At 38.4% G+C, this 12,652-nt stretch carries 10 protein-coding genes; all 10 read right to left on the bottom strand.

What is annotated here, in order from left to right:
• Nucleotide 1: 1 nt before the first annotated feature.
• A complete protein-coding gene (locus IGJ37_RS00050; protein WP_002363542.1) occupies nt 2-2,026 on the bottom strand; it encodes a DHH family phosphoesterase in 2,025 nt (674 codons plus the stop codon).
• Nucleotides 2,027-2,182: 156 nt separating this feature from the next.
• On the bottom strand, nt 2,183-2,422 hold the full coding sequence (rpsR, locus tag IGJ37_RS00045; protein WP_002356021.1) for a 30S ribosomal protein S18: 240 nt from the start codon (nt 2,420-2,422) through the stop codon (nt 2,183-2,185).
• A 25-nt stretch (nt 2,423-2,447) separates the two neighbouring features.
• On the bottom strand, nt 2,448-3,014 hold the full coding sequence (ssb, locus tag IGJ37_RS00040; RefSeq protein ID WP_002364599.1) for a single-stranded DNA-binding protein: 567 nt from the start codon (nt 3,012-3,014) through the stop codon (nt 2,448-2,450).
• A 44-nt stretch (nt 3,015-3,058) separates the two neighbouring features.
• Entirely contained in the window at nt 3,059-3,361 is a 303-nt protein-coding gene (rpsF, locus tag IGJ37_RS00035) for a 30S ribosomal protein S6 (RefSeq protein WP_002356019.1), read from the bottom strand.
• A gap of 174 nt (nt 3,362-3,535) precedes the next feature.
• Nucleotides 3,536-6,037 (bottom strand): DNA gyrase subunit A, encoded by a 2,502-nt coding sequence (gene gyrA / locus IGJ37_RS00030; RefSeq protein WP_002361457.1) that lies wholly within the window; start codon nt 6,035-6,037, stop codon nt 3,536-3,538.
• Nucleotides 6,038-6,092: 55 nt separating this feature from the next.
• On the bottom strand, nt 6,093-8,042 hold the full coding sequence (gyrB, locus tag IGJ37_RS00025) for a DNA topoisomerase (ATP-hydrolyzing) subunit B (RefSeq protein ID WP_002359210.1): 1,950 nt from the start codon (nt 8,040-8,042) through the stop codon (nt 6,093-6,095).
• Nucleotides 8,039-9,166: a DNA replication/repair protein RecF gene (gene recF, locus IGJ37_RS00020; RefSeq protein WP_010709099.1), complete on the bottom strand. Its 1,128-nt coding sequence runs from the start codon at nt 9,164-9,166 to the stop codon at nt 8,039-8,041. Before recF ends, gyrB begins: the two co-directional genes overlap by 4 nt.
• Nucleotides 9,153-9,398 (bottom strand): S4 domain-containing protein YaaA, encoded by a 246-nt coding sequence (yaaA, locus tag IGJ37_RS00015; RefSeq protein ID WP_002356015.1) that lies wholly within the window; start codon nt 9,396-9,398, stop codon nt 9,153-9,155. Before yaaA ends, recF begins: the two co-directional genes overlap by 14 nt.
• 578 nt (nt 9,399-9,976) lie before the next feature.
• The gene (gene dnaN / locus IGJ37_RS00010) at nt 9,977-11,107 is read right to left on the bottom strand and encodes a DNA polymerase III subunit beta (RefSeq protein WP_002356014.1); all 1,131 of its coding nucleotides are present in this window, start codon (nt 11,105-11,107) and stop codon (nt 9,977-9,979) included.
• Between the two features lie 201 nt (nt 11,108-11,308).
• The gene (dnaA, locus tag IGJ37_RS00005) at nt 11,309-12,652 is read right to left on the bottom strand and encodes a chromosomal replication initiator protein DnaA (RefSeq protein ID WP_002356013.1); all 1,344 of its coding nucleotides are present in this window, start codon (nt 12,650-12,652) and stop codon (nt 11,309-11,311) included.

Here is a 12,652-nt window from a genome sequence, read left to right as displayed (position 1 = left end):
TTCACTCCTGTTCATACATTTCATTAATATTTTGACGAATTACATCAAGTAGTTGCTCTTTTACTTCTGCTACTGTTACGTTTGATAATTGTACTGCCGCATTAGTAAAGTGACCGCCACCACCTAAATTTTCCATAATAATTTGGACATTAATTGAACCATTACTCCGAGCACTAATGCCAATCTGTTGATCCGTCCGCTTGGTAATGACAAATGCTGCATTAATCCCTGCCATAGAAAGTAATGTGTCCGCTGTTTTGGCAGCTGTGACACTATCATATTCTTTGTCTTCACTCCCGGCAACAACGACGGTATCTTTTGTGACATATTCGCTTTTAGAGATTAAGTTGTTCATTTCCAGATAGCTTGTAAGATCAGAACTTAATAGATATTGTACTAAAGATGAGTCTGCTCCACAAGTTCGTAAATAACTAGCCACATCAAATGTTCGCGCCGTCGTTCGTGTATTGAAACTTTTCGTATCAACCACAATTCCCGCCAACATCATGGTTGCTTCAAAGGCCTGCAGTTTATTTGCGCTATTACTTTGGTATTCGATCAATTCTGTGACTAATTCTGAAGCAGAAGAGGCAGAAGATTCAATATAAGAAAGCAAGGGTTTTGCTGGAAATTCGTCTCCTCGTCGATGGTGATCAATGATTACCACTTTATCAAAACGCTCATAGAGCTCTTGTGAGATCGATAGAGACGGTTTATGGTAATCTACCATAACTAATAAGCTACTTTCTTTCTTGCGCTTCATGGCCTCTTTAGGACTAATAATGCGCTCTTCTAATTCTGGGTACTCTTTAATCGCCTCTAACACTCTTTTGACATCGGGAATGATTTCATTTTCATCTAAAACAATCCACGCTTTTCGATTATTAAACGAGGCTAAACGAGCAACACCAAATGCTGAACCTAACGCATCCATATCTGGATAACGATGGCCCATAATATAGATGTCAGCTGATTCCGCAATAATTCCCTTAATTGCCATGCTCATTGCGCGAGAACGTACTTGAGAACGTTTCGTCGTTACTGCCGTTTTTCCACCAAAAAATAACGGCTTCGCTTCATCTTTGGCTTCTTTTACAACCACTTGATCGCCGCCACGTACTAAAGCTGTATCTAGGTTTGTTTGAGCCGTGGTCCCGGTTTGATCTAAGGTTGGCCCCCCATAAGCAATCCCCATACTTAACGTAATGGCTACTTCATGGTTAGCTGATTCCTTACGGATCGTATCCAAAATAGAAAATTTTTCGTCCATCATTTTTTGAATATCTTCCCATTGGGCAATGAAAAAATAACGTTCTGCGTTGATTCGCTTATAAAAAACTTTGTATTGGTCCATCCAATCAGAAACCATCGTCGTAATGAAACTATTCAAATAAGAAATTTCTTTCTCGTCCATTGTATCGGTGACATCATCATAATTATCGACAGACACAATGCCAATAGCCGTTTGCATTTCGACTTTTTCTTGATACAAATTACTTTCTTTAGTGATATCTTCAAAAGTAATTGTATGTTGTTCTTTATTGACGCTAAAGCGATAGGTATTTTCGTCAATCGTAAAAATATCTTGGTTTCGTTCTGCTAATTCTAAATAAGACGTCACTTGGCTAGCGGTTAACGTTAGCTGATTGTCTTTATTAAAAATAGAAGCAGCATAAGGATTAAGCCATTCTACCGCGCGTGTTTCCCCGTTATACGTAATAATTCCCACAGGTACTTCATTTACAACATAATCCAACGATTGTTCAGCAATGGAACTTGCTTCTTGAATCTTTTCTACGTTCGTAATTTCTACATCTCTAATCAACAGCCGAATAACCACTAAGAGAAAGATATCTAATGCGATAATTACCGCCAATAGCAGCCATTTATTTGTTAGTAAGAAATAGAGGAGAAATTCTACTAAGAGAAGACCCACAACAATTAAGAAACCGTTTTTTTGAATTCTCTTCTTTTGCATTTTTTTGCCTCCAATCTTTCTGCAGACCTTTGAGGCGACTTGTTCCAACGAGCATATTGCTCTGGTGATTCACTAGTTATTTCATCCCTTATTTTATCACAAAACACTTCATTCTGCGAACCTTGTTATGTTTCACGTGAAACACTAGTCAAGATAAAAAAGAACCAAAGAGCAAGCTCTTTGGTTCTGGAAATTGTCATAAAATTATTGTTCGTCACTAACGAATGGTAATAATCCCATGATACGTGCGCGTTTAATAGCAATCGTTAATTTACGTTGGTTTTTAGCGCCAGTACCTGTAACACGACGTGGTAAAATTTTGCCACGTTCTGAAATGAATCGTTTTAACAATTCAGTATCTTTATAGTCGATGTATTCGATGTGGTTTGCTGCGATGTAGTCGACTTTCCGACGTTTACGTCCGCCTCTTCTTTGTTGTGCCATTCTTGTTCCCTCCTATCAAATTCGTTTAGAATGGTAAATCATCATCTGAAATGTCGATAGATGAACCTGAGCCACCAAATGGATCAGAATCTTTATCGAAATCAGGCATACCGTTATTGTTTTGCGACTGAGAAGATGATGGATTGAAACTATTGTTGTTGTTATTAAATCCAGAACCGGCATTGTTATTACCAAAGCTACGATTTTGTGATTGATAACCATTTTCGTTGTTATTAAAGCTACCGCCGCCAGTTCCTCTTTGTTCTGAAGCAGAACGAGATTCTAACAATTGGAAGTTTTCACAAACCACTTCAGTTACGTAGACACGTTGACCTTGTTGGTTCTCGTAGTTACGAGTTTGAATTCTTCCGACAACACCTAATAATGTACCTTTACGGGCATAATTAGCCATTGTTTCTGCGGGTTTACGCCAAATCACACAGTTGATAAAGTCTGCTTCACGGTCACCATTTTGATTCGTAAAGTTACGGTTTACAGCAAGTGTAAAGGTCGCAACAGCTGAACCACTAGCGGTGTAACGTAAGTCAGGATCTTTTGTCAATCTTCCGACTAATACAACGTTATTAATCATTCAAAACATCTCCTTTCGTCAATAAATGTTTCATGTGAAACAAATTATGCTTCTACCTTCACGATCATATGACGGATAATATCGTCATTGATTTTTGCTAAACGATCAAACTCGTTGATTGCGCCAGCTGTTGATGGAGAAGTAACATTAACGATATGATAGATGCCTTCACGGAATCCGTTCATTTCATATGCTAAGCGGCGTTTTTCCCAATCTTTAGATTCGATAACTTCTGCTCCGTTATCTTTTAAGATTGTGTCGAAACGTTCTACTAAAGCAGTTTTTGCTTCTTCATCAATGTTCGGACGAATAATGTACATGATTTCGTACTTCGTATCTTGACTCATTGATTTTCACCTCCCTATGGACTTCAAGGCTCTTAGTTGGCTAAGAGCAAGGAGAACATACCTAAAAAGGTAGTTCACAATCTCTAATTATATGCTAATTGATGGACAAAAGCAAGAAATAGTTTTGAAAAGCCCCAATAAAAAAGTTTCGCCAACTGGCGAAACTTTTTTATGTTATTCTTCTGTTTCTGATGTTGTTTCGTTTTCTGTTGTTTCTACAACTTCAACGATTTCTTCTTCCACTTCTTCTGGTTCTACAACAGCCATTGTTACCACTTTGGCACCATCTTCCATTCTCATTAAACGAACCCCTAATGTTGCGCGTCCTGTTTGAGAAACAGAATCAACGTTAAAGCGGATAATGACGCCTTTGTTCGTAATCAATAAGATATCTTCATCACCATTGACCGTGGTTAAACCAGCTAATGGACCATTTTTCTCAGTGATATTTGCTGTCTTAATCCCTTTACCGCCACGTCCTTTAACTGGATATTCAGAAGCTTTTGTACGCTTACCGTAACCATTTTCAGTAATAACTAGGACTTCTTTGTTTTCATCCAGAATCGCTGCACCGACCACATAATCATTTTCGCGGAGACGGATTCCCCGAACACCTGATGCTGTCCGGCCCATATCACGTACAGTATTTTCATCAAATGTGACAGAGTATCCTGCATGTGTTCCGATAATCATCTTCTGATTGCCATTAGTCGTTACCACGTTAACTAACTCATCATCTTCTTTTAAGCTAATGGCGATTAATCCATTACTACGGATATTAGAAAAGGCTGTTACGGCTGTCCGTTTGACGGTTCCTTTTAAGGTTGTGAAGAACAAGTATTTACCTGCTTCCGCTTTGCCCTCAACAGAAATAATCGCTTGAATTTTTTCTGCAGAATCAATTCCCAGTAAGTTAATCACTGGAATTCCTTTTGCTGTTCTACCGTATTCAGGGATTTCGTAACCTTTTGCTCGGTAAACTTTCCCAGTGTTCGTAAAGAATAATAACGTGTCGTGTGTTGAACAAGAAACTAGGTTTTTCACGAAATCATCATCATGAACGCCCATGCCTTGGACACCACGTCCGCCACGGCGTTGCGCCCGGAATTCAGAGTTTGCCATCCGCTTAATGTAGCCGTTATTGGTTAATGTAATCACGACTTCTTCTTCTTCGATTAAATCTTCATCTTCAAGACTTAAGACTTCACCTACTAATAATTCTGTGCGTCGTGCATCACCAAATTTTGTGCGAACGTCATTTAACTCTGTTTTAATGATTTCAATGACGCGTTCTGGGCGGGCTAAAATGTCCTCTAAGTCCGCAATGAATTTCAATAGCTCTTGATATTCATTTTCAATTTTGTCGCGTTCTAAGCCTGTTAAACGGCGTAAACGCATATCTAAAATCGCTTGCGCTTGACGATCTGAAAATTCAAAGCGTTCAATTAACGTTGCTTTTGCTTCGTCATCTGATTGTGATCCACGGATAATGGCAATGATTTCATCGATATGATCTAAGGCAATTCGTAGACCTTCTAAAATATGCGCCCGTGCTTCTGCTTTGTTTTTGTCAAAAATCGTCCGGCGAGTAATGACTTCTTTTTGGTGCTCGACGTAGTTTTCTAAAATACGTTTCAAGCTTAAAATTTTCGGTACGCCTTTTTCAATGGCTAACATGTTAAAACCAAAAGATGTTTGTAAGGCAGTCATTTTGTACAAGTTGTTTAACACAACAGAGGCACTCACATCTCGACGAACATCGATGACGATCCGCATGCCTTCACGAGAAGATTCATCCCGCAAATCAGTAATTCCTTCAATTCGTTTATCTCTGTGTAATTCAGAAATTCGTTCGATTAATTTGGCTTTATTCACCATATAAGGCAATTCAGTTACTAAAATACGTTCTTTTCCATTCGGCATTTCAGTCAATTCAACTTTTGCACGAACAGTAATCGAACCTTTCCCTGTTTCATATGCTCGGCGAATCCCTGATTTCCCCATCACTAAACCGCCTGTTGGAAAATCTGGTCCAGGTAACACTTCCATCAATTCATTCGTCGTTACATCAGGATTGTCCATCAATAAACTTGTTGCATCAATCACTTCACTTAAATTATGTGGTGGAATATTTGTTGCCATCCCCACCGCAATCCCCGTTGTTCCGTTAACTAGTAAGTTTGGAAAACGAGCAGGTAAAACTACTGGTTCTTGTTCTGAATCATCATAGTTTCCTTGGAAATCGACTGTATTTTTGTTAATATCTCGTAGCATTTCTAAAGCAATTTTACTCATACGTGCTTCGGTATAACGCATAGCGGCAGCGCCGTCACCATCGACAGAACCGAAGTTTCCGTGGCCGTCAACTAACATAGCCCGATAACTAAAAGGTTGTGCCATCCGCACCATTGATTCGTAAATCGCACTGTCCCCATGGGGATGATATTTACCCATAACATCCCCAACAATCCGGGCTGATTTTTTGTGTGGTTTATCAGGGGTTACCCCTAATTCGTTCATTCCATATAAGATTCGGCGATGAACAGGTTTTAAACCGTCACGAACGTCAGGTAACGCGCGGGCTACGATAACACTCATTGCGTAGTCAATGAAAGATTCTTTCATTTCGCTGGTCAGATTGACGTCTTGAATGTTTTCTTTAATTTCTTCACTCATGAATTTTTTCCCCTCTAAATATATGTTCTAGCGTCTCTTACAACGTTGCGACACATTAAATATCCAAGTTTTTCACGTAATGGGCATTTTCTTCGATAAACGCACGACGTGGTTCCACACGATCGCCCATTAGCATTTCAAAAATTTGGTCAGCTTCAATGGCATCATCGACACTCACTCGCGCCATTAATCGTTTTTCTGGGTCCATTGTTGTTTCCCAAAGTTGGTGATCATCCATTTCACCCAACCCTTTGTAACGTTGAACACTTGGTTTTGGTGAAGCAGGTAATTCTTCTAACACTTTTGCTAGTTCCTCTTCAGCATGTTTGCCTGGTTGAACGTAGGTGATGTTTTTCCCTTGTTTCACACCATATAGTGGTGGTTGGGCAATATACACATAACCAGCTTCAACTATTGGCCGCATGAAGCGATAGAACAAGGTTAATAACAACGTTCGAATATGCGCACCATCGACATCGGCATCGGTCATAATCACTAGTTTGTGATAACGTGCTTTAGAAACATCGAAATCTTCGCCGAAGCCTGTTCCCATAGCTGTAAATAATGACCGAATTTCTTCATTGGCTAAAATTTTATCCATGCTGGCTTTCTCAACATTCAAGATTTTCCCACGAATTGGTAAAATGGCTTGGAATTCACGGCTACGGCCTTGTTTTGCTGAACCGCCGGCCGAGTCTCCTTCGACGATAAATAATTCGCATTTTTCCGGATCTTTACTTGAGCAATCAGCCAACTTCCCTGGCAAGTTGCTAATTTCTAACGCGCCTTTACGACGGGTGACTTCACGGGCTCTTTTAGCGGCTAAACGAGCTTTTGAGGCCAACATACCTTTTTCGACAATTTGTTTGCCGACTGTTGGATTTTCCATTAAGAATTTTGTAAAGTATTCTGAGAATAAACGATCCGTAACGGTCCGTACTTCTGAGTTCCCTAATTTCGTTTTCGTTTGTCCTTCAAATTGAGGATCTGGATGTTTGATGGAAACCACTGCGGTTAAACCTTCACGAACATCTTCCCCAGTTAATTTTTCATCGTTTTCTTTCATCAATTTTTGTTTACGTGCATAGTCATTAATCACACGTGTTAAAGAAGTTTTAAAACCAGATTCATGCGTTCCGCCTTCATAAGTATGAATATTGTTGGCAAAACTTAAAATATTTGAGTGGTAGCCATCTGTATACTGCATTGACACTTCCACTGTAATATCTTGTTGCTCTCCTTCAATGAAGATTGGCTCTGGGAAAATAACGTCTTTATTGGCATTTAAATGCTCAACATAACTCTTAATCCCGCCTTCATAGTGATACTCTTTTTTATCTTCTTGTCCTTCACGACGGTCTTCAATTGAAATGTGTAAGCCTCGATTTAAAAAGGCTAATTCACGAACCCGTGTTGCTAATTTATCAAAATCATAAACGGTTGTTTCTGTAAAAATTTCAGGATCTGGAATAAAGTGAACAGTAGTTCCGTGACGATCCGTTTCTTCGATAACTTTTAGGTCATCAACAACCGCACCACGACGATATTCTTGGTAATACACTTTGCCATCTTTATAAACACGAACATCTAAACTGGTCGATAAAGCATTAACAACAGAGGAACCAACACCGTGCAAGCCACCTGATACTTTATAGCCGCCACCGCCAAATTTCCCGCCGGCATGTAGCACTGTAAACACTGTTTCCACAGCTGGGCGACCTGTTTTGGCTTGAATCCCGACTGGAATTCCACGACCATCATCGATAACAGTAATACTATCGTCTGGTTCGATAATTACTTGAATTGATTTAGCAAATCCTGCTAAGGCTTCGTCGATAGAGTTGTCAACGATTTCCCATACTAAGTGGTGTAACCCTTCGCCACTAGTAGAACCTATGTACATACCAGGACGTTTCCGGACAGCTTCTAAGCCCTCCAAAACTTGAATCTGACTAGCGTCATATTCTTGCGCACGTTCTCTCATGTTTTTTTCTTCTTCTGTCATGTCGCTGAATTCCTTTCTATCTTGCCTTGTTGAACATAAAAAATATCTGGTTCAACTGTTAGCTTGTCTTTTATGTGATCTAAACTAGTTGTCGTTAAGAACGTTTGAACTTTGCCTTCAATCGTTTCTAACAAGTGAATTTGACGTTCATTATCTAATTCACTCATGACATCATCTAGTAATAACACAGGATATTCTCCTGTTTCTGAATGCATCAAATCAATCTCTGCCAATTTAATACTTAAAGCTGTCGTCCGCTGTTGGCCTTGTGAGCCATACGTTTGAACATTTTGACCATTGACAATAAATAGCAAATCGTCACGATGAGGGCCTAAAAAAGTATTCGCTTTAAACAATTCACGCTTACGATTGTTCATTAATTGTTGGAGCAATTGATTTTGAAGTGCTTCTAAGGAAAGATCCGTGTTGTCAATTGGGATGCTTGATGCGTAGTCAATGGTGAGCGTTTCGCGTCCATGACTAATTTTTTGATGGAGTAAGTTTGCCCAGTGTTCTAATTTTTTAAGAAAACCTAACCGAGCGTATAGAACTTTCCCGCCAAATTCAGCTAGCTGCTCTGTCAAAATATCCAGATAAACAGTATCTGTTTGTTTCTTTTCAGCTAGTTGTTTTAGGTATTGGTTCCGTTGCTTTAAAACAGACTGATATTGGACAAGATCATAAAGATAAATAGGACTCACTTGTCCGAGTTCCATGTCAATAAATTTCCGGCGGACTTGAGGTGAGCCTTTCACCAAAGATAAATCTTCTGGGGCAAATAAAATAACATTCAGTTGCCCAATGTACGCACTGAGCCTTTTTTGCTCAATGTGGTTAACCTTGGTTTTACGTCCTTTGTTGGAAATTAAAATTTCCAATGGCACGGTGCCTGTCTTTTTTTCAACCACACCGCTAATTTTAGCTGCTGCTTGTTCCCAGTCAATTAATTCTTTTTCATTGCTGGTTCGATGACTTCGTGTCATTGCTAGAACATAAATGCTTTCTAACAAGTTGGTTTTTCCTTGGGCGTTTTCGCCTAAAAAAAGATTTAACGTTTTTGGAAAATCTAAGCTGACTGTTTCATAATTACGATAATGCTGAAGTGTCAGCTCATTCAGCCGCATCGTCGGACTCGTTTCCGTTTTTCACCATAAAAAAAGTACCTTCTTCAGGTATCTCAATCATCATGCCCGCATAAAGTTTCCGTCCGCGACGATTTTCCAACTCGCCATCAACAAACACGCTATTATCTGCCAAATACCATTTGGCTTGGCCGCCACTACCAATGACGTTGATTTCTTTAAGAAACTGACCAAGCGTTATATACTCAGTTGCTAAAACAAACGTTTTTTTCAATGTGCATCCCTCTTTTTTCTAATACGTTCTCATATATATTATACCCTTTTTCATAAGAGAAAACAAATTTATCTGTCTAATTTTCATTCTAAGCAATTTTAATTCTAAATGACCGAAAATATTATTAGGATAAAAAAACTCTTAAAAAGCATTTTAAAACGGAAATTGATATTTTCTTGAGAAAAAAGGGGCCTGATTTGGCAGAAATGACGAGTAGCGTTTAACTAAAAAACAATTTGGGGTAACTCAAAGACAAACGAAGAGGGCATGCATTGAAGAAAAGTAGCTTGTAGAGGTCTGAGCGTCGTTTTAAGCAACGTAAACTTCTTTCACTAGGAAATGTTCATAAAAAAATGAACAGCTCTTAAACGAAAAATTAAAGGGCTTTTTTCTTTATCCACGAAAAAAAGGCAGAATTTATTCGTTAAACGATAGTTCAAATATTCACAATCACATTAGCGTAAAAGCTATTCCAGTTTTAAAAAGCTTATCTAGCAGCGTTTATCGACTTTAAATAGACGACAAAAAAGAACCTTCGGCGATCATAGTGATTTTCCGAAGGTCTTTTTTAAACATGATTAATTTGTACGAACCGGTGTAATTAGTTGAATGAAATCTAGTTCTGTTTCGGTTGGCTCCAATGTAAACGGACGAATTGGAGAAAGGAATTTCACGGTAATATTCATATCGCCAAACGCTCGCAACGCATCTTTCATATAATCTGGGTTGAAAGAAATATCCAACGCTTCACCAGAAACATTTTCATAGTTTAACGCTTCTTCGACTTTTCCAATTTCAGGTGAATTTCCATATAAAACAACAGAATCTGGTGAAATTGAAAGGCGAACAATATTGTTACGTCCTTCATGAGAAAGTAAAGAGGCACGTTCGATTGCTGAAAGCAATTCTGGTACATAAAATTCAATTTGCGTGTTATGGCTAGTTGGAATTAAACGGTTGGTATCAGGATAATTTCCTTCTAACAAACGAGAATAGAAGTACATTGTTTCTGTTTTAAATAGCACTTGGTTTTCCATAATGCTGATTTCAACCATTTCTTCTTCATTGGTTAATGAACGAGAAAGTTCAGTTAAACTTTTTCCTGGAATTACAATGTTAAAGTCTTCTACTGCTTGTTCTGTCGGGATCACACGTTGACTTAAACGATGTGAATCTGTCGCAACGGCAAGTAATTTTTGATTTTCTAAAATAAAGTGAACCCCAGTTAAAATTGGACGACTTTCGTGCATCGATACAGCAAAACCTGTTTCACTAATAATTTTTGTCAATAAATGAACAGGTAATTTCATTTGGTTTTGAGTATCAATTACTGGTAAGTGCGGATAATTATCCGCATCTAATCCATTAACCGTAAAATCAGCTTTTCCTGAAGTAATTGCAACTTGATTGTTATCTAGAACTTCCATTGTGAACATATCTTCTGGTAATTTACGAATAATTTCGCCAAAGAAACGAGATTGTAAAACGATGCTACCTGTGCGTTCAATGGTCATTTGAGCTTTTTCATCGTCTTTACTTAAAAAACTTTCAATTGAAATATCCGCGTTACTCCCAGTAAGTGATAAGCCATCTTCTGATAACACAATTTTAACACCTGTTAAGATTGGAATCGTTGTTTTAGAAGAAATTGCTCGTTGAACAGTTTGTAATTCTTGTAAAAAGACACTTCGTTTGACCGTTAATTTCATAATGTAAACTCCTTTTTAAGTATTTTCAATACGTTCTAATTTTGTACGCCACTGTTTTGTATATTATATATAAATAAATAATAAAAGTAATAGGGCATGTTGATTCTGTGGAAAAGTCAAAAGAGCATTGATTTTACTAAGTTATCCACTTGTGTATAAGTTGTGGATATCTTTGTTCTTTTTTGTTTAGTTTTCCACATCCTAAGAGTTCAATAAATTTTTAATTTCACTGACTTCTTTTTGAATCGCTGGATCTTTTTCCAATAATTGCTGAATCTTTTCGTGCGCATGAATCACCGTTGTATGATCTTTGCCGCCAAATTCGGCACCAATTTTTGGCAAGGAATTGTCGGTCATTTCTCTAGCAAGATACATTGAGATTTGACGAGGAACCACAATTGTTTTCACCCGTTTTTTCCCTTTTAAATCTTTAAGAGGCACATGATAATATTTGGATACTTCTTCTTGAATTTGTAAAATGGACAATTGATTTTTACTACCAACTGATTTTAGAGATTTCAAGGCGTCCGCCGCTAAACTAGTAGTAATATCTTCTCCATTAATAGTTGCAAAGGCTTGAACGCGGACCAAAGCACCCTCTAATTCACGGATGTTGGAATCAATTTGACCAGCGATATAACTTAGTGTATCATCCGGAATTTCTAAACGCTCGGCATCTGCTTTTTTGCGCAAAATTGCAATCCGTGTTTCTAAATCAGGCGGGGTGATATCGACAGACAAACCCCAAGCAAAGCGAGAAACTAATCGTTCAGGTAATTTTGGAATATCATTCGGCGGGCGATCACTTGTTAAAACAATTTGTTTATTTTCATTGTAAAGATCGTTGAAGGTATGGAAAAATTCTTCCAATGTTGCTTCTTTTTCCGCCAAAAATTGAATATCATCGACTAATAATAAGTCAACATTGCGATATTCTTTCCGAAATTGTTCGGATGTCTTTGTTTGAATTGAGTTGATAAATTCATTCGTAAACGTTTCGCTACTAACATATTTGACTTTGGCATCTGGTTGATTCACTAACATTTGATGACCAATAGCATGCATCAAATGGGTTTTCCCTAACCCTACACCACCATAGAAGAAAAGGGGATTGTAAATCGAACCTGGATCCTCGGCAACAACAAGCGCTGCAGCATGAGCCATTTGGTTTCCTTTACCAATAACGAAGGTGTCGAAAGTGTACTTAGGATTAAGCATCGCTTTTTTACTTTGTTCACTAAAAACAACTTCTTCTTCGGCAGGTTCTTCGAGTTCTTGTGCCAGTGCTGCGTCTTTTTCATCGGCAACAACAAAATGGGGCATCACTTCTGCACCGGTCAATTTAAATCCAGTTTCGACAATTTTTGCCGAAAGATTTTTTTCCCAGTAATCACGATGAACTGCAGAAGGGACTTCTAGCCACAATTGATTGTTGTCTAATTTCAAAGGGCGTGTGGTTTTAATCCAAGCATCAAAACTTGGCGCCGACAAAATCGCTTGATAGGCTTCTTCAAGGCTATGCCAAAAACTTTCCACGTCGGGCAT

The sequence above is a fragment of the Enterococcus sp. AZ104 genome (assembly GCF_050546705.1).
Lineage (GTDB): Bacteria > Bacillota > Bacilli > Lactobacillales > Enterococcaceae > Enterococcus > Enterococcus faecalis.
This window is presented reverse-complemented; position numbering and strand designations above follow the sequence as displayed.

Excerpts from the sequence above, each read along its gene's own strand:
- rpsR (WP_002356021.1), bottom strand. The coding sequence starts at position 2,422 with ATGGCACAACAAAGAAGAGGCGGACGTAAACGTCGGAAAGTCGACTAC.
- ssb (WP_002364599.1), bottom strand. The coding sequence starts at position 3,014 with ATGATTAATAACGTTGTATTAGTCGGAAGATTGACAAAAGATCCTGAC.
- rpsF (WP_002356019.1), bottom strand. The coding sequence starts at position 3,361 with ATGAGTCAAGATACGAAGTACGAAATCATGTACATTATTCGTCCGAAC.
- gyrA (WP_002361457.1), bottom strand. The coding sequence starts at position 6,037 with ATGAGTGAAGAAATTAAAGAAAACATTCAAGACGTCAATCTGACCAGC.
- gyrB (WP_002359210.1), bottom strand. The coding sequence starts at position 8,042 with ATGACAGAAGAAGAAAAAAACATGAGAGAACGTGCGCAAGAATATGAC.
- recF (WP_010709099.1), bottom strand. The coding sequence starts at position 9,166 with ATGCGGCTGAATGAGCTGACACTTCAGCATTATCGTAATTATGAAACA.
- dnaN (WP_002356014.1), bottom strand. The coding sequence starts at position 11,107 with ATGAAATTAACGGTCAAACGAAGTGTCTTTTTACAAGAATTACAAACT.
- dnaA (WP_002356013.1), bottom strand. The coding sequence starts at position 12,652 with ATGCCCGACGTGGAAAGTTTTTGGCATAGCCTTGAAGAAGCCTATCAA.